Source organism: Alkaliphilus metalliredigens QYMF, from assembly GCF_000016985.1.
Classification (GTDB): domain Bacteria; phylum Bacillota; class Clostridia; order Peptostreptococcales; family Natronincolaceae; genus Alkaliphilus_A; species Alkaliphilus_A metalliredigens.
Map to the genome: position 1 here is coordinate 508,513 of NC_009633.1, position 21,224 is coordinate 529,736.

Annotated in this window: 19 protein-coding genes; 18 read left to right on the forward strand and 1 reads right to left on the reverse strand. The window is 37.4% G+C overall.

Going from position 1 to position 21,224, the window contains the following annotated elements; all coding sequences use genetic code 11:
• Positions 1-5 precede the first annotated feature (5 nt).
• The 9 genes from AMET_RS02475 to AMET_RS02510 all read left to right on the forward strand — a co-directional run bounded on the left by AMET_RS02475 (position 6) and on the right by AMET_RS02510 (position 8,042).
• Positions 6-1,214 carry a signal peptidase I gene (locus AMET_RS02475; RefSeq protein ID WP_011971627.1) on the forward strand — a complete coding sequence of 403 codons (1,209 nt, stop codon included), beginning with the start codon at positions 6-8 and terminating at the stop codon, positions 1,212-1,214.
• Between the two features lie 360 nt (positions 1,215-1,574).
• Entirely contained in the window at positions 1,575-2,195 is a 621-nt protein-coding gene (locus AMET_RS02480; RefSeq protein WP_011971628.1) for a hypothetical protein, read from the forward strand.
• 49 nt (positions 2,196-2,244) lie between these two features.
• Complete coding sequence (locus AMET_RS02485; RefSeq protein WP_011971629.1) at positions 2,245-3,009, forward strand: hypothetical protein; 765 nt, start codon at positions 2,245-2,247, stop codon at positions 3,007-3,009.
• Positions 3,010-3,156: 147 nt separating this feature from the next.
• Positions 3,157-4,266 carry a DUF5305 domain-containing protein gene (locus tag AMET_RS02490; protein WP_011971630.1) on the forward strand — a complete coding sequence of 370 codons (1,110 nt, stop codon included), beginning with the start codon at positions 3,157-3,159 and terminating at the stop codon, positions 4,264-4,266.
• Positions 4,267-4,659: 393 nt separating this feature from the next.
• Positions 4,660-5,949 carry an S-layer homology domain-containing protein gene (locus AMET_RS02495; protein WP_011971631.1) on the forward strand — a complete coding sequence of 430 codons (1,290 nt, stop codon included), beginning with the start codon at positions 4,660-4,662 and terminating at the stop codon, positions 5,947-5,949.
• A gap of 43 nt (positions 5,950-5,992) precedes the next feature.
• The gene (locus tag AMET_RS02500) at positions 5,993-6,301 is read left to right on the forward strand and encodes a DUF5658 family protein (RefSeq protein WP_242661376.1); all 309 of its coding nucleotides are present in this window, start codon (positions 5,993-5,995) and stop codon (positions 6,299-6,301) included.
• A 267-nt stretch (positions 6,302-6,568) separates the two neighbouring features.
• Positions 6,569-6,721, forward strand: coding sequence for a hypothetical protein (locus tag AMET_RS25500; RefSeq protein WP_157047134.1), 153 nt, complete (start codon positions 6,569-6,571; stop codon positions 6,719-6,721).
• A 95-nt stretch (positions 6,722-6,816) separates the two neighbouring features.
• Positions 6,817-7,476, forward strand: a complete 660-nt coding sequence (locus AMET_RS02505; RefSeq protein ID WP_011971633.1) for an MATE family efflux transporter — start codon at positions 6,817-6,819, stop codon at positions 7,474-7,476.
• Positions 7,477-7,580: 104 nt separating this feature from the next.
• Entirely contained in the window at positions 7,581-8,042 is a 462-nt protein-coding gene (locus tag AMET_RS02510; protein ID WP_198135380.1) for a hypothetical protein, read from the forward strand.
• A gap of 314 nt (positions 8,043-8,356) precedes the next feature.
• Here the strand turns inward: AMET_RS02510 and AMET_RS02515 are convergent, their stop codons facing one another.
• A complete protein-coding gene (locus AMET_RS02515; protein WP_011971635.1) occupies positions 8,357-9,142 on the reverse strand; it encodes an IclR family transcriptional regulator in 786 nt (261 codons plus the stop codon).
• A 438-nt stretch (positions 9,143-9,580) separates the two neighbouring features.
• On the opposite strand from AMET_RS02515, the gene AMET_RS02520 reads away from it, so the two are divergent.
• The 9 genes from AMET_RS02520 to ortB all read left to right on the forward strand — a co-directional run bounded on the left by AMET_RS02520 (position 9,581) and on the right by ortB (position 21,191).
• Complete coding sequence (locus tag AMET_RS02520; protein ID WP_011971636.1) at positions 9,581-11,011, forward strand: GntP family permease; 1,431 nt, start codon at positions 9,581-9,583, stop codon at positions 11,009-11,011.
• A gap of 102 nt (positions 11,012-11,113) precedes the next feature.
• On the forward strand, positions 11,114-12,838 hold the full coding sequence (ilvD, locus tag AMET_RS02525; RefSeq protein ID WP_011971637.1) for a dihydroxy-acid dehydratase: 1,725 nt from the start codon (positions 11,114-11,116) through the stop codon (positions 12,836-12,838).
• Positions 12,839-13,164: 326 nt separating this feature from the next.
• Positions 13,165-14,067, forward strand: a complete 903-nt coding sequence (locus tag AMET_RS02530) for a fumarylacetoacetate hydrolase family protein (protein ID WP_011971638.1) — start codon at positions 13,165-13,167, stop codon at positions 14,065-14,067.
• 32 nt (positions 14,068-14,099) lie between these two features.
• A complete protein-coding gene (locus tag AMET_RS02535) occupies positions 14,100-15,260 on the forward strand; it encodes a pyridoxal phosphate-dependent aminotransferase (RefSeq protein WP_011971639.1) in 1,161 nt (386 codons plus the stop codon).
• A gap of 44 nt (positions 15,261-15,304) precedes the next feature.
• Positions 15,305-16,093 carry an HpcH/HpaI aldolase family protein gene (locus tag AMET_RS02540; RefSeq protein WP_011971640.1) on the forward strand — a complete coding sequence of 263 codons (789 nt, stop codon included), beginning with the start codon at positions 15,305-15,307 and terminating at the stop codon, positions 16,091-16,093.
• 64 nt (positions 16,094-16,157) lie between these two features.
• Positions 16,158-18,578, forward strand: a complete 2,421-nt coding sequence (locus tag AMET_RS02545; RefSeq protein WP_011971641.1) for a glycyl radical protein — start codon at positions 16,158-16,160, stop codon at positions 18,576-18,578.
• 34 nt (positions 18,579-18,612) lie between these two features.
• On the forward strand, positions 18,613-19,389 hold the full coding sequence (locus AMET_RS02550; RefSeq protein WP_011971642.1) for a glycyl-radical enzyme activating protein: 777 nt from the start codon (positions 18,613-18,615) through the stop codon (positions 19,387-19,389).
• A gap of 79 nt (positions 19,390-19,468) precedes the next feature.
• Entirely contained in the window at positions 19,469-19,783 is a 315-nt protein-coding gene (ortA, locus tag AMET_RS02555) for a 2-amino-4-oxopentanoate thiolase subunit OrtA (protein WP_011971643.1), read from the forward strand.
• Entirely contained in the window at positions 19,776-21,191 is a 1,416-nt protein-coding gene (ortB, locus tag AMET_RS02560) for a 2-amino-4-oxopentanoate thiolase subunit OrtB (protein ID WP_011971644.1), read from the forward strand. Before ortA ends, ortB begins: the two co-directional genes overlap by 8 nt.
• The last annotated feature ends 33 nt before the right edge of the window (positions 21,192-21,224 follow it).

Here is a 21,224-nt window from a genome sequence, read left to right on the forward strand (position 1 = left end):
AACCAATGATAATCGGGGGGAATTTCTTACCAACTCAAAAATCAAAAGAAAAATGTGTTTTATTGGTATTATTAGTAATTGGAATATATGTCATGGAAAATTCATCGGTTGTAGCATATATTGGCAGTAATCATTTAAATTATATCATCAAACCAATGATTTGGATGGGAATAACCTATACAATTTGGCTATTTCCTAGAGTTAAATCTAAGGCTAAACTAAAACAGAGAAGTTTTTTGAATTTTTGGGCATTGAATTTTGCTGTAATCTATATCATTGTATCAGTTTTAGCTGGAATCGTAGATGGACTAGGAAGAAGTCCATATAGTCATACCCCTATGGGAATACTAAAGAACATAGGTTTCGTAGGAGGAGCAATAGTGGGGAGAGAATTTATAAGAAGCTATTTAGTAAATAATTTGACAGACAAAGAAAACTATTTAGTGTTCACATTAGTTTCAATACTGATGACAGTAACAAGTATTTCCCTGAGTAGGTTTACCAATCTAAGCGGACATGTTGATATAGTGAAATTTATTGCACAATATTTAGCTCCGGGGTTTGCTCAAAACATTTTAGCTACATATCTAGTATTTATAGGAGGTCCATTGACGTCTATAATCTATTTAGGGATTACACAGGGTTTTCATTGGCTGTCGCCAATACTACCTAACCTAAAGTGGATCACGACTGCCTTAATAGGCATATTATGTCCTGTATTCTGCTTAATGTCTATGCAAGGAATATATAATGGAACAACAAAAAAAAATAGAAGAAAAGATGAAGAAAGCTCCCTTAGCTGGATGATCACAAGTGTTATATCCATAGGTATCATATGGTTTGCTGTAGGCGTATTCCCTGTATATCCTTCGGTTATAGCAACTGGGAGTATGGAACCGATGATAAAACCCGGAGATATAATTTTAGTAAAAAAAATAGTGGATATGGAAGGCATAGACAATCTAAAAACAGGTGATATAATACAGTTCAAAAAAGGTCGTATTCTAATTTCTCATAGGATAACAGAGGTCGTTGAAGGGAATGAGGGGATTGCCTTTAGCACTAAGGGGGATAATAATTCCAGTGAAGATAGTGATTTAGTAATGCCAGAACAGCTTAAAGGAAGGATTGTTAATGTTGTTCCTAAAATAGGTTGGCCAACATTACTGATAAAAAGTAAAGATGAGATTCCATTTGAGGAAATAGAATTTTAAATATAGTTGATCGGCAGGGTTTAAACTACCCTGTTTTTTTGTGCATTTCATAGGCAATAGGAAACCCATAACGATAAAGTTAACATTCAATACCTTTGGGCTTACAAGGCTAATCAGAGGAATTTAAGAACTTGCCCATTGGAAATATGGGGTATGAAGCTGTCATTATATTAAGGTGACTGTATGGTACAAAAGTAGTAGATATATTAGGAAATTTGTACTAATAAGATAATCCAATATGATTAGGTATAAAGTAAACTTTTGCATGGCGTAATAAGGTCCTTAACATCTTATAATTACCTATGTAAGAGTTCATAGTAGCTCAAATAAAAATACAAAACAAAAAAGGAGAGATTAAGAATGAAAAGAACAAAATTTTTAGCTTTAGCATTAGTAGTAGCACTTATGATGATGGGTGCAGGATATGCGTATTGGACACAGGATTTGACAATTCAAAACACAGTGAACACGGGTGAATTAGATGTACAATTCACTGAGTTAGAATTAGATGTAGAGGGAGCTGCATATATGGGAAGTGCAAGTTCATTTCTACCTGCGGATACAGACGGAGAATATAATTTAAAATTAGATTTGATTGATGCATATCCAGGCGCAGGTTTTACAGTTTCATTTGACTTAGCAAACACAGGTACTTTAGCAGCAAATGTTAGAAATTTCGACATTACAGACACAAATAATAATGCAGACTTAGTATTAGTAAGAAGTTATACTGTAGGAAACAGCACAGAATCTTTAACTACTGATACGACATTACAAGAGGTTCTTGATGCCTTTAATGCATTAAATGATAACGAAGGAATTTCTGTTGAATATGATGATTCGGTATCAGTAGAGTTGGTTCTTGAAATTAATCCAGATGCAGATAACCAAGTGGATTCAGATCTTTATCTAGAAGAGGATGTGACAGGTGCCATAAGTTTTACCATCAATGCAACTGCATATCAATATAATGAAATCTAATCGGATTTCAAAACGATAAATAGAAATATTGAAGAAGAGAGGTGTATTTATGAAAAAAACTAAATTTTTATCTTTTATTTTAATCATTTCAATAATGGCAATGGGCGCAGGCTATGCCTATTGGTCACAGGATTTATCGATCACAAATACTGTGAGTACTGGAGATTTGGATGTGCAATTCCTTCCGGTTAACATTTTGGAATCTGGAGATTATAGTGGTACAATTCAGCTACCTGATGATATTTTAGCTCTTTTATCTTCACCACGACATTTTGATGGGTCGGATTATATGGATGTAAATTTAGGTTATACTGGTAAAGATACCATAAATGTTACATTTGATAAAATATATCCAGGTGCAGGAGGATTTGTATCATTTATAATCGTTAACCAAGGAACAGTGCCTGCAAAGTTAAAAGACGTGAGAACTGAAGGCGTAGATGAGACTTATGCTGGTTTAAAGGATTATCTTGATTATTCAGTTAGAAGTGTAATTAAATTTCAAAACAATGGTGGTATCTATACCAATTATGAGGTAATAGAGACACCAATCCAAGCGGATACACTAGATGAATTTAGACTGGCATTAAAAGAGCAATTAAAAGACGTTACACTTCAACCAAGTGAGTTAATTATAATCAATCTGCCTTGGTGGCTAGGTGGCGGTACCATAGAATACGATGAAACTGAAGCTTTAAGAAGCGGATATAGCATTTCAATGCCCACGAATATTGATGGCATAGATGATAATGATCTTGAAGGTCAAACTTTAGAGTTTGATTTAAAGCTAGAATATGAACAACAAACACAATGATTTAGTTAGAGTAAATTCATAAATTTAATAAAATAAAGGTTAGGAACGCAATTCCTAACCTTTATTTTATTAGTAATGAATTTTGAAAGGAATTTAACAAATATTGTAGAATATGTATTTTATATCTAAGTATAGGGGTTGATATATATGAAATTTAAAATAAATAAGAAGATTAGAATTGCATTATTGTTTATCATTGCACTTATTTTAGTGACTACAGCTAGCGTTTTGTATAGAGAATATAAAAATCCACGATATCAAGCTGAGATAGTACAATTATATAAATATAATAATAGAACGAATATTAATTATGAGGTTTTTTTAAAACCCAATATATTATATGAGCAAGATCGTCTTGGTGAGGGAGAGGTATATATAACAGAATTTGTAGATTATATAAGAACTTCTTACAGCTATGAATTTGATGGAGAAAGTGATGCACAAATCGAGGGTGATTATGAAATTATCGCGCAGGTTGAGGGGTATACGGGCTCTGGAGAAAGCTACAGGAGCATATGGAAGAAAAATTTTATCTTATTTCCAAAACAAAAGTTTAATACAAAGGAAAAAGGTCTAATACTTAAAGAGGAGATTAGCATAAGCCTAGATGAATATAATGACTTTGCCAAGCAGGTTATTGAAGCTTCGAAAATTAGTACAAGCGTTGAAGTATCTGTAATAATGAATATAAACCTAAAGGCAGATACAGGCAATGGACTTGTTGAAGAAAAGTTGAATCCGATGATCGTAATGCCACTCAATACAAGTAGTTTTGAGATATCAGGGAATTTAGCTGAAGGAAGATCTGGAAATATTGAAGAAACTAAACAAGTACAATTACCAGTAGATAATAAAAAAATCATGATTTATGGAATAATAATTGGTATATTTATTTTAGTATTAATTCTCATGATATTCTTTACCAAGAGCAAAATAATTACAGACCCCCTTGAGAAGAAGCTTAAAAAGATATTTAAAAAACATGGTGATAGACTTGTAGCTCTAAATAGTGACCTAGTAATTACCACTGAAAGTTGCAATAATGTCAAATCTATAGAGGATTTAGTTAGAATCGCTGATGAAATAGGTAAACCTATGATGTATAAGCATAACACAGATTATAAAGAGATAAAGAAGTTTTATGTAACTAATGAGGATGAAGTATACATATTAGACCTAAATGAAACATTTGTTAAAAATGAACTAAGCAACAAAGAAGAATTGAGCAACAAAGAAGACGGTGCAGTAGAATCTTAACTTATTAAATAATAGCGTTATAAGAGCTTTGATTTAGACTATATTTCAATAAAATAGAAGGATAGATTAGGAGTCTTTATACAGAAGGCTTCTTTTTTTGTTATATATAAGGAGTTGGTACAGAATAATATATACTTATGTAACCTTTATCTAAAATGATGAGTAAAGTAGAGGTACCTTCACGTAAAGGTGAAAAATAAGTAATATGCTGCATATTTTGTTGTGCTGAATGTAAGGATTATTCAATATGCTAGTGATTACTCCTTTTGTACCATAAAAATAATACAAAGTAAGGACTACAAAGTAGCCTTATGCAGGGAGAGAAAATACAATAAAAAAGGTACAATAAATGGTGATAAGTGTTTGTATTCTCTAAAGTAGGAGGGGAAAGAAATGAAAAGCAAGAAGAATTTTGTTAAGATGATTTTAAAGTTTCTTGTTCTCATACTGGTTGTAGGTTACTTTGCCAGTGATATTGTAGAATTAACCTACTCCACTATAAACCAAAGTGGCCCTGATGTAACTGTCACCATTAATAACGATGGAAGCATATCACAAGAAGGTAATCTCTTTGGAGATAAATTGTTGTACCCAGGAAAAGAAGCGGATGGGGTTAGTGGTGTTATACGTATACAAAACCAGTATAATGCTGCCCAAATTAGTAACCTAGGTGTGGGGGTTGAACTAAAGAACGTTAATCAAGCCTATGACCAAGGGATGGTGTATGACTCTTTTATCAACCATATGAAATTAAGCATTAGAAAAGGAAAGCTACCTATATCCAATATATTTGAAAAGCATATAATAAAGGATAGGAGTTTAAAAGATTTACTGTATATAAAAAATGATGCCAGTGAAAATGGATATATGTTGGAGTCTTCAGAACAATTTTCCATCAGTAGAAACGATTTTATAGATCTACAGTACGCATTATATATGGACCAAGAAGCTGGAAATGAACTTCAAAGCGTAAGAGCAGACTTATCATTTTTAATTAATGTTCATGGAGATATAATTGATGATCCAGGTAATGGAGGTAACGGAGGTAACGGAGGTAATGGAGGTAATGGAGACAATGGAAACAATGGAGACAATGGAAACAATGGGTCAAATGATAAAGAGGAGTTAGTGGAGGAACCGGTAGAGATCATACCTGATCTAAACGGACACTGGGCCCACGATTGTATCGAGACATTGCTACGAGAGGGAATCATAGTCGGATATCCTGATGGAAGCATAAAGCCAAATAACCCAATTACACGGGCAGAGTCAGCGGTATTGATTGCAAAGGCATTAAAGATTGAAAAACAGGATAAGTTCTTCTCAGGCTATATAGACCCACTACCGGGATGGGCCAAGGGCTATATCATTGCTGTATCAGAGAAGAATATCTTCGTTGGATATCCAATGAAATTATTTAGGCCAAATCGGAATATCACCCGAGAAGAAATGGTGACGGTACTGATAAAGGGATTTGAAAAAGAACTGACTCCTGATATGAAGTTAGAATATACAGATAAAGAGGATATCGGAGAATGGGCATTGGAATATGTCAAGGCAGGAACCAGTCATGAAATATTGCGTGGTTATCCCGATGGAAGCTTTAAACCGAAGCAAGAAATTACCCGAGCTGAGGCATTCACCATAATTTGCAAGCTGCTAGGATTACATGAAGAACATTAGTTAGTCAGTTGTGAAAAATACTCATTCAGCAATGGAGGAGCCTATGTTCAAGGAAAAAAAATATAAATTATTGTGGGTACTGTTGTTTGGAACAGGAGTGTTTAATGTATGTGATTATTTTCTGACATTAAAAGCCATTGGAATGGGTTATGAAGAGGCAAATCCTCTTGTTGATGGGATCCTACATACACCTTTGTTTCCTATCACTAAGCTTTTAATTGTTCCAGCATTGTTGGTGCTTATTTGGTTTTTACGTAAAAGAGTAGGTAAAAGAGTAATGCTATATGCATGGACAGTCTTTATCGCATACTTTTCCTTGATGATCTATTTTGGAGGGATTTTTCTCTCATAATTTCAAGGAGAAGGCAACAATTTATGAAAGAATTTATTGATTACCCAGGATACAAGTTCTCAAAATACCATAACAAAGTAAGGGACTTAGATCGTTCGGGTTATCTAAGTCCTTTTTCTTTGTACATCTTTAGATAAATGGCCACTATGTGATGATAAATGTAACTTTTGCAAAAAAATTAATGAGCGAAAGTTATTTCACAAATTTTGTCCTAAAAAAAGTACAAGCTCATATAGTATAGTAAATGGATTTTAAGGGGGACATAAAATGAAAATTGAAATTTTTTCAGGCTCAAATAGAAAAGCATTGAAAGAGGAAATCAATCTTTTCATTAAAGACAAGCAGGTGATGACCATAGCCCAGTCAGAAAGCTATAGTGCACGACATTGGTTTATCACAATTACTGTATTGTACCAGTAGAGGTGCTATCATTAGAATAAAGTGTCACTTATCGTTGTCAGCAAACTTAAAGAGGTAGGGGTGTCCCAATCAATTAAAAGCCAGATTTACATCATATGAAGGTCATCGCTAGACTGGGACTACCAGCGGGCTTGCAGAGCGGATTATTCACCGTTTTCGCCATGTTCATCGCAAGGATTGTTGCACAATGGGGAGCGGTACCCATTGCAGTACAAAGGGTAGGGTCTCAGATAGAAGCACTCTCATGGATGACGGCAAACGGATTTTCAACGGCCCTCAGTGCCTTTGTTGGACAAAATTATGGAGCTGGAAAGTGGGAGCGAATTCAGAAGGGCTATTATGCTTCTCTGCGGATTATCAGTGTGTTTGGGTTAGGGGTTACCTGTTTGTTGATCTTTGCTGCGAGGCCCATTTTTAGTGTTTTTTTACCGGAGCCAGAAGCAGTGGCTTATGGCATTGTGTATTTGCAAATTTTGGGCCTTTCTCAGGTCTTTATGTGTATTGAGATCACAACGGCTGGAGCCTTTAATGGACTAGGGAGAACCATCCCACCATCCATTGTAGGTATTGCATTTAATGCCCTTCGGATTCCAGCAGCATTGATCCTTTCCGCTAGTATGCTAGGGTTAAATGGGGTTTGGTGGAGTATTAGCATGACAAGCGTTTTCAAGGGGATTGTATTGACAACATGGTTCGTAGCACTGCTTCAAAGACAAGCTTTTCAAGTAACGAATGCTGGTATTAAATCTACCTAGAAGTGGATCAACCTATGGCATTTAATGTAAAAGTCCTCTAAAGAAGAAATTCTTTAGAGGACTTTTGGATTCTGTTGTGGCATTACAAGTTTGTTGGGTTGTCGGTGATGGTAATGTTGATTATGCTTGTTTCTCTCATCATCATTTATAGAAAGCTTAAAATTGGGGAACGGGGAAGTCGTAAAATGGAGGTATTGTTAGTCCATATCAATTTCAGTGTGTACTTAGGTTGGATCAGCATTGCCACCATTGCCAATATTACAGCCTTTCTAGTGGATATTGATTGGAATGGATTTGGGATCTCTCCAGCCATATGGACAGTGAGTGTGATGTCCGTAGGGATAGTATTGGCACTTCTCTTTATTTATTTACACAAGGATATCTTTTATGCTTTAGTGGTGGATTGGGCATTTTTAGGGATTTATTTAAAAAGAACTGCACCAGGTACTGAGGCAGTTCTTTTGGTCATTTCAGCGGCAATTATTGGGATGATTATCATTAGTGTAGCTATTGTGCTGGCAATCATTAAGAAAAGGGTTTATGTAATCAGAAAAAGCGAATTATAGATTATTTGGACATCATAAGTTGTTAGGAATCTAATGAGATAAAATGATTTTCAAAAGTATTTAAATTAGGAAAAGGTGATTAATGAAATAAGGCTTTGAAAAATCTCTGATCATTTTTTTCTCAAGAGAGATAGTATGCATGTCACCAACCTATGAACTTATCAACGTGTTGAGAAAAATGTAAACGTAAAAAATAATCCTCACCTTACTAAAGGGTGGGGATTATTTAAGTTTACAGATAGAGAATGCTTTCATGGAGATGGTGAGTGGCATAAGTGATGATATGATAAGTGGTTAATTCAGATGAGCGTTTGTCAAACAGAGAAAAATTTATCGGGGTCAAAGTTTATATTGTCGAGCAATTGTTCAATTCTTTCTTTTGATTTTAATAATTGTTTTTCAATTTCAAGAAGTTTCTCCTTGTTTACTCTAAATATTGGAATCGAGATACTGATGGCAGCGATAATTTGATTAGATTTTTCTAAGGGAACGGCAATGCATTGAATATGCTCAGCTACCTCCTCTTTTTCATAGGCTATTTTTGTTTTTCTAACTGCCTGTAATTGATGAATAAGTTCTTTAATATTTACAATGGTATTTTCAGTGTAAGGAACTAATGCTTCAGGATATAATATCTGAACCTCTTCGTCGGTAAATTGACTCAATAATGCCTTACCAAGGGCTGTTGCGTAGGCAGGAATTTTTTTCCCCACGTAGGATATAAGCCTTATGGGCTGAGATGAATCTACCTTAGCAATATAGAGCACTTCATTTTTATGCAAAATACCCAGTTGACAGGTTTCTGAACAGGACGCAACGATGGTTTTCATTTCTTCTCTTATATAGGAGACAATATCCAAGTGCTCTATGTAGGAAGACCCAACGATAAAGGAGTTTAGGCCAATCGTATATTTTGAAGAGGATTGATCTAGCGCAATAAAATTTCTCTTGTGGAGTGTTTGAACAATCGGAAAAAGACTACTTTTGGGTGCACCAATAAGTTTAGATATTTCCGTTAGAGAATAACCTTTATCTGAAAAAGCTAGTAGTTTAAGTATATCTAGAACCCTAGCTGTTGAACGATGTTCTTCTTGGCTCATCAATGAAACCTCCTTTTAAAATGCTATACGATAAGGTTCTTGTATGAACCATATAGTAAACATTATACTCAAAACATTGAAAATTTCATAGGGGTTTTACAGTAATCATAGAAAAAGAATCGATAGTTAACTTTTTGACGTAATATTTTGAAAAGGTATTGACATGTTATTAGAAAAATGTTAATCTTTCATTAATAGTTCTTATATACGAAGATGGTTCGCATATAAGAACGTAGCTTGTGTGATATATATCGAAGTCAAGGTGTATATCGAGGTAGTCTTGAAAGCTATTTAATAAAAAAGGGGGCGAATTGTATTCAATAGTAGTTGTGAGGAAGATAGGATAGCTATACTAGGGTATTTTTTTTCAATGATTTGAAAACGATTTCTTTTTAAGAGAAGGATAAGAGATTACAAAAACTAAGGGGGAAAAATAACATGCTACCAAGTACATTTTTACTTATATTAATAGGGGCAGTGGTATTTCTTATGTTTTTTATTCTAAAACTGAAAATGAATCCAGTTTTAGCAATACTACTTGTAACAATTCCGCTGGCAATACTTTTAGGTAACTCACCAGCAGAAGCAATTGAGGCTATTAATCAGGGCTTTGGAGCAACACTGACATCCATAGGTATTGTTATTATTTTAGGTAGTATCATGGCAGTAATTGTTCAAGATACCGGGGCAGCCATACCCATAGCAAATTTCTTTGTAAAATTAGTACGTGGAAAGAATGTTGAGCTTGGGCCAGCTTTGGCAGGATACATACTTTCGATTCCAGTGTTTGGTGACATCACAACACTTTTGATGGCACCCATAGCCAGTACACTTGCACAAAAACATAAGATAAGTATGGCTAAGATGGCAGTATTTATCTGCGTTGGACTAAATATCACCCACGCATTAGTACCGCCAACACCAGGTATATTAGCGGTTACCCTCCAAATGGGTGCTGACTTAGGTAGAGTAATTTTATTCGGTTCAGTTATCGGAATCATCGGATTCTTCATATTATACTTCCTACTCAGAGACTGGTCGGGAAAAGAAATGATACAACCGATTAAAGAGTATCTGGAACTTCCGGAAGAATTGGCTGGTAAACAGGAACAAGCGGCAACCGGTGAAGGGGTGCTTGACAACCTACCATCAACATTCCATTCTTTCTTACCATTATTTTTACCAGTAATACTAATCACAGTTGCTTCCTTTATGAAAGTATCATTTGACCCGCAAAGTACAGCGTATACCATTATTACATTCCTTGGTGACCGTGTAATTGCACTACTGATTGGTGTAGCAGCGGCAATGACACTTGCAATAGGTAGAATGGAAAAAGTGAAAGCAATTGCTAGAAAAAATGATTCAAGACTACGAGAAGATTGTTCTTTACTAGAGTGTATATTTGGCTCTTGGGTAACAAGAGCATTGCAGATGGCAGTACTTCCATTACTTATAACGGGTATGGGTGGGGCCTTTGGTAGAGTACTTGCAGCAGCTCCAGCAGCTGGAGGTTTAGCAGAAACAATAGCTGCATCAGGAATACCAGCTTTAGCAATTCCATGGGTAATTACGATGGCTATGATGGCTTGTTTGGGATCTATGACAATGGCACAATTAACTTCGGCAGCCTTGGTGTTACCAATATTACCATCACTGGGTATATCACCATTGGCAGCAGTATTAGCTATCGGTGCCGGTGCAATTGGACCTAACCATGTAAATAATAGCGGATTCTGGGTATTCAGTGGATTCTACAATCTAAATCCAAAGCAGGCATTAAAATATATTACATTCCCAAGTGTCGTTATGAGTATCATCCTATTCGCAATTGTGTTTGTACTGAACTCAATAGGGCTTTTAGGATAGATTAACATAATTTAATTAGCCAAACTCCCAAGTTTGAACAGTATCATACTGTTCAAACTTGATTTTTAAAAATTATAGTCATTCAGAAGGGAGATTTTAACTATGAGAAATATAAAACAAAAAAGTGCTTCCGAAAGACTTTTATGGGCACAGTTCGATGCATTACAGCTTGGTTCAGGGTGGGACGAGGAAGATATCAAAAAACCACAAATACTAATAGAAGATGTATTTGGAGACAGCCATCCAGGTAGTGTTCATTTAAATAAACTTACGGAGCAGGTGAAATACGGTGTATTTGAAACTGGCGGATTTCCTGCACAATTCCACGCCACAGACATTTGTGATGGTTGCGCACAGGGACATGATGGTATGAACTATATACTAGCTTCTCGTGAAGCAATCTGCGATATGGTAGAGGTTCATGGTTCTGTTTGTTCTTGGGATGGTATGATACTAGCTTCTTCCTGCGATAAGTCTATTCCTGCCCACTTAAAGGCTGCAGCTAGACTTGATATACCAACAATATTTATTCCAGGTGGAAGTATGAGGGTTGGACCCAATATGACAACCTCTTTAGTCGCAGGAGACATCTCCTTACGTCAAAAACGTAAGGGTGAAATTGAAGATCAGGAAGTGAGAGATTACAAGATAACAGGATGTCCTTCAGTTGGGGCTTGTACGTTTTTAGGAACAGCCAGCACGATGCAATGTATGTCGGAAGCCCTGGGATTAGCTTTACCTGGCTCGGCTCTTATGCCAGCAACCATGACAGATATCCTCCGCAACTCCCGTAAAGCGGGTAGAAAGATTATGGAACTAGTTGAAAAGAATATTACACCTAGTCAAATATTAACGAAGGAAGCATTTGTAAATGCGATTATTGTTCACGCTGCAATTGGGGGCTCTACTAATGCAACGATTCATCTTCCAGATATAGCTTCAGAGTTGGGAATAGAGTTAACTCCTGAATTGTTTGATGAAATTAACCATAAAATACCATACATTGGAAACATCAATCCAAGTGGGGAACACTTGACAGAGTCATTTTGGTTTGCTGGAGGAATTCCAATGGTGCAGCTTATGATTAAGGAGCATTTAAACCTTGATGTTATGACAGCTACCGGAAAAACCTTAGGTGAGAATCTTGAAGACTTGCAAAAAGAAAACTTCTTTGATAGAAATCTTGGTTATTTAGCTAATTATGGACTCAAAAGTGAAGATGTAATTTTCCCTATAGAGAAAGCAAAGGAAATAGGATCTATTGCTATCCTTAGGGGTAACATAGCTCCGGAAGGATCTGTGGTTAAGTATTCTGCTTGTGATGAAAGTTTATTTGTTCATAAAGGGACTGCAAGGGTTTATAACAGTGAAGAAGATGCGCACAATGCAGTTGTAAACGGAGAGATTAACCCAGGAGATGTAATTGTAATTCGTTACGAAGGACCTCGGGGAAATGGTATGCCTGAAATGCTAATGACCACAGAGGCGATTGTTTGTGATAAACGGTTAAATGGTACGGTTTCATTAGTGACTGACGGTAGATTTTCAGGCGCTACTCGTGGTGCTGCAATTGGGCATGTGTCTCCAGAGGCTGCTTCAGGAGGACCATTAGCTTGGGTTGCCACAGGAGATATCATAGAATATAACATTCATGAGCGTACATTAAATGTTGTGGGTATTGACGGTGCTGAAGTGTCATCAGAAGAGGTGGATAAGGTATTTGTTGAAAGATCTAAAGACGGTGTTATTCCAAGACCACCTAGAAAAGGACTCTTTAAGAGATATACAACTTCTGCAGTGTCAGCAATGAAAGGTGCGGGCTATTAAATGAGGGAACAGGGTGGAGAGTCTACCACCTGATTATATAACAATCCCGCCTAAGCGTTAGCGTAGGTGGGATTGTTATATACATATAGGTACAGGATATGTATCGAGGTAAACTGAGAAAATAAGTCTCGCAGATTGAGATGAACGTATATTAAAAGATATTGACATGTTACCAGAAAAATGATAATCTTCAATTAGAAGTTCCTATATAAGACTTCTGTTCTTATATAAGAACTGAATTATTGAGTGGGATCTGGTTTTAGGGAATATATCAAGAAATGTAACACTTGATCGATATGTACTTCAAATTAAAGGAGGGGTGTATCATGAAATTTATAGCTTTTACAACAAAGGACAAAGAGAACACACGACTAGGCGTATATAAAAATAGTGAAAGTATAGTGATTGACTTGAATACCATAGGACTAAGTCGCTTTTTCCATGATATGAATGATTTGATTAAGAATATCAAGCCGAAGGATATTGATGTATTAAAGGAAGTCATTAGTTTGGTGGAAGAGAAAGAATACGAAACGTATCATGTAGAGGAAATAACTTTAGGTGCTCCTATTGATAGAACCATTCATGATGTGATTTGTGTTGGACTAAACTACGCGGAACATATTGATGAAACAAAAAAGGGTTTTGATGAAAATATGGAAATACCGCTACACACAGTGTATTTTTCTAAAAGGGCAAATCAGGTGAAGGGCCCTGGAGAAGAAATTGAAAGCCATAGTCATTTAAATGAAAGTATGGATTATGAAGTAGAGTTAGCTGTGATTATTGGCAAAGAGGGAATCAATATTTCAAAAGAAGAAGCCAAGGAGTATATATTTGGATATACGATACTGAATGATCTTTCAGCCAGGGGTCTTCAAAAAAATCATGTTCAGTGGTTTAGAGGGAAAAGTCTTGATGGCTTTACTTCCATGGGACCCTGTATTGTACATGGTTCTTCCGTAGGTTTTCCATTGGAGCTTGATATTAAATCGAGGGTCAATGATGAGTTGAGACAGAACTCCAATACAAAGTTTATGATGAAGGATGTCAGCACAATTATTTCCGAGATTTCACAGGGAATGACGCTACTGCCAGGGGATGTCATTGCCACAGGAACGCCATCAGGAGTGGGGATGGGTTTTACACCTCCAAGGTTTTTGAAGGCGGGAGATACAGTAGAATGTGAAATTCAACATATGGGACTTTTAAAAAATAAAATAAAATAAAAACTTAATCAAAAATTGTAGGAGGAATCAACATGCCGTCATTATCTAAAACAATATTAAACTTAGAAGAATCTGGTATTAGAGAAATTATGAACTTAGCATTGGGTATGGAAGATGTGATTAGACTGGAAATAGGAGAACCACAGTTTGATACACCTGAGCATATCATTGAAGCAACTAGTCAAGCTGCAAGAGATGGGTTTACTAAATATACTGCGAACCTAGGACTGTTATCTCTAAGAGAAACAATATCCAATCATGTAAACAATAGATTTAACTTAGAAACAAGTTGGGAGAATGTAGCTGTATCAGTAGGAGGCGTAGGTGCTGTTTCTTCATTAATCCGTGTGTTAGCAGATGCCGGAGATGAATTACTCATACCTAGTATTGCCTGGCCAAATTATAAGATGGCAATTGATTGTATTGATGCAACACCTGTATTCTATAAATTAGACCCTAACAATGATTTCTTACCATCCATTGAAAATTTAGAAAGTCTTGTGACACCTAAAACCAAGGTACTGGTAATCAACTCACCTTCAAATCCTTTGGGAGTCGTGATTCCACAGAAACTAATAAAAGAGCTAGTAGAATTTGCTAAGAAACATGACTTATTTCTTATCTCTGATGAAGTGTATGAGGAAATCATTTTTGAAGGAGACCATATTAGTACGCTTCCATATGATACTGATGGACGCGTAATTGGCGTATTTAGTTTTTCAAAAACCTATGCCATGACAGGGTATCGATTAGGTTACGCCATCGGTAATAAAGAGATTATAAAAGAAGTAGGTAAATTCCAAGAAGTGAATGTCATGAATGCATGTGGCATTGCTCAAAAGGCTGCTGAAGCTGCTTTAAAAGGATCGCAGGATTGCATTAGAGAAATGGTGGCGGTCTATAAAGACAACATGGAAGCAGCAACTAGACTAATGGACGAATATGAAATTCCTTATCAACAACCAACGGGTGCATTCTATCTATGGGTAAATATAGGGTGCAAGGATGCTACAGTGTTTGCTAAAGACTTTTTAGTACAACATAAGGTAGCAATCGCACCGGGAAATACCTTTGGACCTGAGGGAAGCCCTTATATACGTATTTCTTTGGCATCTAAGAAAGAAGATATATTGGAGGGAATCCATAGACTGGCTGTTATGCTGGGAAAATCAAAGCTTGCTGTGAATGCTTAAAATACGATAAACAAAAAATAGATGAACAATCCGGGGGGATAACAATGAGTAATCGAATACAAAATGAACTGAGTGAAGGAAAATATGTTGTGGGTCCATTTATGAAGCTAGCTAGCCCTGCAATAGTTGAGATTATGGGGAAAGCCGGATTTGACTACGTGATTATAGACTGTGAGCATGGACCTACAAATATGCTCCAGGCTGAAGATATGGTAAGGGCGGCTAAACTTGTAGGGATTTCGCCTGTCATTAGAGTCAGTGCCAATGATCCTGTTATGATATCTAGGGCATTGGATATTGGAGCAGATGCGGTGCAGGTACCACAAATCAGCACAAAAGAAGATGCAGAAAGAGTAGCTAAAGCTGCTAAGTTCGCTCCACTAGGAGAGCGGGGCTCTTGTCCTTATGTTAGAGCTGCTGAGTACAGTCATCTTGATAAGAAAGAATATTTTAAGAAAGCCAATGAAGAAACCATGGTGATTATTCATATAGAGGGAGAAGAGGGAGCTAAGAACATTGATGAAATTTTATCAGTAGAGGGAATAGACGTCATATTTATAGGACCCTATGACTTATCTCAATCATTAGGGGTTCCAGGTGAGGTAGACCACCCTAAAGTGGTGGAAATGATGGAAATGGTTGTTGAAAAAGCCAAAGGAAAAGGAAAGACAGTGGGGACATTTGTTGAAAGTCCAGAAGGCGCTCATAGATGGATTGATTTAGGCGTGCAGTATATATCCTATGCTGGAGATACAGGAATTATTTATCAAGCATGTAAAGATATAATGCAACAAATCCAGTCAGTTGAAGCAATTTCTCAAGACCAAATATAACAGTAGTATCTGGCGTGGTTTGATTTAGAGCGGCACGAGACGAGTTAAAGGTGGTGGAATAAAAATGAAAAATGTTGTGACATATAACGAAAAAGAACTTAGAAGATCCATGACTCCTAGAATTGAAGCCATGAGAAAAGAAATTGTTCATTCAAAGCCAATTTTATGTAGTGAACGAGCGCTTTTGGTGACGGAGGCATATGCTGAAACGGAAGCACTGCCATCGGTCACCCGAAGGGCATTTGCCTTGAAAAAAATCCTAGGAAATATGACGCAAAATATTTTTGAAGGTGAATTAATTGTAGGGAGTCACGGAAGTAATGGGCGAAGATCAGCACCTGTTTTTCCTGAGTTTTCTACAAAGTGGTTGGAAGAGGAATTAGATGAAATATTGGAAACCAGAACCCAAGATACCTTTATTGTTCCGAAAAATGTGAAGGAAGATCTGAAGGACATTTTTCCATATTGGCGAGGCAAAACCATCCATGATCGATACCGGGCCATGCTACCGGATGAAACCAAAAGAGCTAGGGATGCTTATATGTTCACCCGTGGTCTTTTTGAACAAAATGGTTATGGCCATACTGCCTATGATATTCCTAAGCTTTTAAAGGTTGGGCTTGTAGGGATTAAAAGCGAAGTCAATGAAAAAATGCAGACCCTTGATTTAACCACAAGTGAAGGACTTGAAAAGAAGCTTTTTTATGAAGGGTTGATTGTTTGTTGTGATTCGGTGATTGCATATGCTAAACGCTATGCTCAGAGGGCTCTAGAGCTGGCTGACCAAGAGAAGAATCCTGTAAGGAAAAAAGAGCTTGAAAAAATTGCCGATGTTTGCCAATGGGTTCCAGAAAATCCAGCAAGAGATACATGGGATGCAATTCAGGTTGTGGCCTTTATGCAACTGATTATTCAGACTGAAACAAATGGAGACTCAGTTTGTCCCGGGCGTCTGGACCAGTATCTCTACTCTTATTATAAAAATGATATGGCAGAAGGTCGATATACAATAGATGAAATTCAAGAATTATTAGATTGTCTTTGGATCAAATTGAATGAAATCATTAAAATTCAAGCCAGTGAGTCTGTTCGTATTCATCCTGGATTCCCCATGACTCCAACTGTAACCATTGGGGGACAAACACCTGAGGGTGAGGATGCGACAAATGAGTTAAGCTATTTAATGCTAAATAGCCAAGAACATATTCGATTGACAAATCCACAATTTACGGTTCGATTTCATAAGGATACTCCAGAGGATTTTAAGCTGAGGGTGGTAGAAGTCGTGAAGTTAGGAACTGGCATGCCAGCAATGTTCGGGGATGAGGCTTGTATAGCCGCTCTGAAGCGGGGTTGTCCAGATATGCCAATGGAACGGATTCGAGATTATAGAATTGTGGGTTGTGTTGAATTAGCCCCTAGGGGTTTCCAGGGCCGTGTTAATGGTGGATTTTTAAATGTAGCACGTGTTGTTGATTTGGCTCTTAATAATGGTGTGGATCGTTTGACAAATGAGCAGATCGGACCCCAAACAGGTGCACCAGAAGATTTAAAGGATTTTGATGATGTTCTGACAGCAGTTCGAACACAAACAGCATATTTCGTAAAGCACCAAGTGATTAATGCAGCAGTTGTAGATATGGTGCAAAGAGAGCATACACCGCATCTATTCTTGTCATCCCTTGTGGAGGGGTGTATTGAAAATGGTAAGGATATGACCCAGGGAGGCTCCCTATGGGGCGGGACTCCGATTCTCCATGTTGGAGAAGCCACTGCTGCTGATTCGTTGATAGGAGTCAAAAAAGCTGTTTTCGATGATCAACTGATTAGTATGAAGGAGTTAAAAGAAATTTTAGATAGCAATTTTGCCGGTGCTCAGGGGGAAAAAATATATCAAGCTCTCCTAGCTATGCCGAAATACGGAAATGACGACGATTATGCAGATGAAGTCATGCAAAAAATGATCAATATCTTCTTTGATGAAATCGAGAAACATAAGGATATAGATGGCCGTTTCTATACCTCCACCATCCTTACCCTGGGGGCCACAGTTCCCCATGGCTGGACTACAGGGGCCACTGCCAATGGAAGAAAGGCCACAATGCCAGTTGCGGATTCCATGTCTGCATCTAATGGAGCGGATAAAGAAGGGCCCACGGCGATGTTGCTATCTGCTAGTAAAATAGACCAAACCCGTACCATTGAAGGAAATGTGGTTAATCTAAAATTCACGAAGATGGCATTAGAGGAAAAGAAAAACCTACAGCAATTGGTTAATTTGGTCAGTGTATACTTCGATGATCTAAAAGGTCAAGAAATCCAAGTGAATGTAGTGGATGAAAGTACCCTGAAGGATGCCCAAGAGTATCCTGAAAAGCACCAGGATCTCATTATACGTGTAGCTGGCTATAGTGCACGTTTCACAGAGCTGGCTAAGGAGCTGCAGGACGATATCATAAGAAGAACAGAATACAATACACTGTGATTAGAAAATTTGGTAGCTTTAGAGGTGTTTAAATATGGCAGAGTCATTACTTGAAATAGAAGGAGTCATTTACAATATACAACGCTACTCTATCCATGATGGAACTGGTATCCGAACAACGGTCTTTTTTAAGGGGTGTCCATTACGTTGCCTCTGGTGTGCTAACCCAGAATCTCAAAAAATTGAGATTGAGGAAATGGGAGAACGAAAAATTGGTCGTATTGCAACTGTTCAGGAGGTTCTAGATGTGGTTTCTAGAGATAAGATGTTCTACAACCGCTCTGGAGGTGGCATGACTTTATCCGGAGGGGAACCTCTGATGCAGCCAGAATTTGCTTCGGCATTGGTGAAAGAGGCAAAAAGACAAGATATTCATACGGCGATTGAAACATCAGGGTATCAGCAATGGGATCTACTTTGGTCAGTGATTGAAAACATAGATACGGTTTTATTTGATATTAAGACCATGGATGCTCAGCAGCATCTTGAAGTGATGGGTACATCTAATCAGTTGATCCTTGAAAATGCAAAACGGATAGCTAAGATGAATAAAGAGATCATCCTCCGAATTCCCATTGTTCCTGGATACAATGATAGCTGGAGCAATATGGTTGAAACAGTTAATTTCGCTAAGGAGATAGGAATAAAAGAAATGCATCTTTTACCCTATCATCAGTTAGGGGAGTCTAAATATAAACAATTAGATCGGAATTATAAGTTAAAGGGAGTCAGACCCCCATCAAAAGAAAAGCTTCAGGATATGGCTTTGAAAATTCATCGGAATTGGAAAGTAAATGTATCGGTAATTTAAGAGACCTGTCGTTCTTTTTAAGTAAAACTGTATGACGGTGAAGCTTTAAAACTTTTTATACAAGATAGGAGATGTTGTGATGGAAGTCAAGAAAGGTAAATGGGTGGAAATCCATGATATTATTCTACAAACCAGCCAGCGAGCGCATCACTTGCCGGAGGATACAAAACAGGTCCCTCTAGAAATGAGGGTAAAGGGTTTTTTATTACAGGATGCTAAAGTTGGAGAGAGAGTAAAAATAAGAACTTTAATTGGAAGAGTGATTGAGGGAGAGCTGACAATAGATAACCCAAGACATGAATTTGATTATGGAGAGCCTGTACCGGAACTGTTAACCATTGGAACAGAGCTAAAAAGTCGGTTGTTTTCGGAAAGGTGGAAAGATCATGAGTAGAGCGGGTAAATCCTACGATGAAGTAACCCAGAGAAAAAATGAAATTATGAAAGATGCACTGGGAATTGACTATGATAGATTTTCCATAGGGACCATAGGATTTGATTACGAAAAAATGATGGAGGAAGTAGGTTATCCATTAGAGGAAACAATCAGGATCCAAAGAGAGACTGGTGTGGGGCAAACGCCGCTTGTTGAAATGAAGAACATCACTAAATTGGTTCGTAGTATGTCTGAACCCGGAAAGGGAGCCACCATTCTTGTGAAGGACGAAGCCCAAAACCCATCGGGAAGCTTTAAAGCTAGACGGGCTGCATTATCTGTATATGAAGCCCAAAAGAGGGGATATGAAGGTGTGATTGCTGCAACAAGTGGGAACTATGGTGCGGCAGTTGCCAGTCAGGCTGCAATGAGAGGAATGAAATGTATTGTTGTCCAAGAAACCCATGACAGTAGAGGGGTAGGGCAACCGGAAATTTTAGAAAAGGGAAGAATCTGTGAGGCATTAGGGGCGGAGGTTGTTCAATTAACAGTAGGACCTGAGCTTTTTTATCAGTTTTTAGTGCTATTGGAGGAGACTAAGTTCTTTAATGCATCATTATATAGTCCATATGGTATAGCCGGAATTGAAACCCTTGGCTATGAAATCGCCACAGAGGTTAAGGAAAGATATGGAAAAGAACCTGCTGCTGTGATCACGACCCATGCAGGTGGTGGAAATGTGACGGGAACAGCAAGAGGCATTAAAAAGGCTCATTGTGACAATACAAAAATCATTGCAGCTTCAGTGGATCTTTCGGGGCTACATATGGCATCGGATAAAGACTTTAACAAAAAATCCTTTACAACGGGACACACTGGATTTGGAATGCCTTTTATGACTTGGCCAGATAGATCCGATGTTCCGAAAAATGCCGCAAGGCCTCTTCGATATATCGATAGATATGTAACGATGACTCAAGGTGAAGTATTTTATGCATGTGAGATGCTAGCTCAGCTAGAGGGGATAGAGAGAGGACCTGCAGGTAGTATATCATTGGCGGCGGCCATTGCCATTGCAAAGGAATTAAATGATGATGAAGTAATTGTGGTACAAGAAACAGAGTACACAGGTGCAGGAAAGCATCCCACAGCCCAGCTTACCTTTGCCACAAAGCAAGGAATTGAAGTGAGAAGGGGAAATCCTGAAGAAGGTATTCCTGGAAAGTCAGTGGTGATTCCTGAAAAGCCAGAGCAGATGTCAGTAAAGGATTATGATATAGATAAGCTAAGAACTTCTTATCTAAAAAATGCTTTAAAGGATGTTGATATCAAGACCCTTATAAAAGAAGATATTGACTATCTTGCTGAAGAAATAAGAAAAGACAGTAGCTTTGTTAAAGAATATATAGAAAAAATGGGATCATAATATACAAAAATTTATGTGAGTTTTAAAGGGGGG

What these genes read in the sequence shown, in the direction of transcription:
- AMET_RS02475 (WP_011971627.1), top strand. Translation starts at nt 6, where the DNA reads ATGATAATCGGGGGGAATTTCTTACCAACTCAAAAATCAAAAGAAAAA.
- AMET_RS02480 (WP_011971628.1), top strand. Translation starts at nt 1,575, where the DNA reads ATGAAAAGAACAAAATTTTTAGCTTTAGCATTAGTAGTAGCACTTATG.
- AMET_RS02485 (WP_011971629.1), top strand. Translation starts at nt 2,245, where the DNA reads ATGAAAAAAACTAAATTTTTATCTTTTATTTTAATCATTTCAATAATG.
- AMET_RS02490 (WP_011971630.1), top strand. Translation starts at nt 3,157, where the DNA reads ATGAAATTTAAAATAAATAAGAAGATTAGAATTGCATTATTGTTTATC.
- AMET_RS02495 (WP_011971631.1), top strand. Translation starts at nt 4,660, where the DNA reads ATGAAAAGCAAGAAGAATTTTGTTAAGATGATTTTAAAGTTTCTTGTT.
- AMET_RS02500 (WP_242661376.1), top strand. Translation starts at nt 5,993, where the DNA reads ATGTTCAAGGAAAAAAAATATAAATTATTGTGGGTACTGTTGTTTGGA.
- AMET_RS25500 (WP_157047134.1), top strand. Translation starts at nt 6,569, where the DNA reads ATGAAAATTGAAATTTTTTCAGGCTCAAATAGAAAAGCATTGAAAGAG.
- AMET_RS02505 (WP_011971633.1), top strand. Translation starts at nt 6,817, where the DNA reads ATGAAGGTCATCGCTAGACTGGGACTACCAGCGGGCTTGCAGAGCGGA.
- AMET_RS02515 (WP_011971635.1), bottom strand. Translation starts at nt 9,142, where the DNA reads ATGAGCCAAGAAGAACATCGTTCAACAGCTAGGGTTCTAGATATACTT.
- AMET_RS02520 (WP_011971636.1), top strand. Translation starts at nt 9,581, where the DNA reads ATGCTACCAAGTACATTTTTACTTATATTAATAGGGGCAGTGGTATTT.
- ilvD (WP_011971637.1), top strand. Translation starts at nt 11,114, where the DNA reads ATGAGAAATATAAAACAAAAAAGTGCTTCCGAAAGACTTTTATGGGCA.
- AMET_RS02530 (WP_011971638.1), top strand. Translation starts at nt 13,165, where the DNA reads ATGAAATTTATAGCTTTTACAACAAAGGACAAAGAGAACACACGACTA.
- AMET_RS02535 (WP_011971639.1), top strand. Translation starts at nt 14,100, where the DNA reads ATGCCGTCATTATCTAAAACAATATTAAACTTAGAAGAATCTGGTATT.
- AMET_RS02540 (WP_011971640.1), top strand. Translation starts at nt 15,305, where the DNA reads ATGAGTAATCGAATACAAAATGAACTGAGTGAAGGAAAATATGTTGTG.
- AMET_RS02545 (WP_011971641.1), top strand. Translation starts at nt 16,158, where the DNA reads ATGAAAAATGTTGTGACATATAACGAAAAAGAACTTAGAAGATCCATG.
- AMET_RS02550 (WP_011971642.1), top strand. Translation starts at nt 18,613, where the DNA reads ATGGCAGAGTCATTACTTGAAATAGAAGGAGTCATTTACAATATACAA.
- ortA (WP_011971643.1), top strand. Translation starts at nt 19,469, where the DNA reads ATGGAAGTCAAGAAAGGTAAATGGGTGGAAATCCATGATATTATTCTA.
- ortB (WP_011971644.1), top strand. Translation starts at nt 19,776, where the DNA reads ATGAGTAGAGCGGGTAAATCCTACGATGAAGTAACCCAGAGAAAAAAT.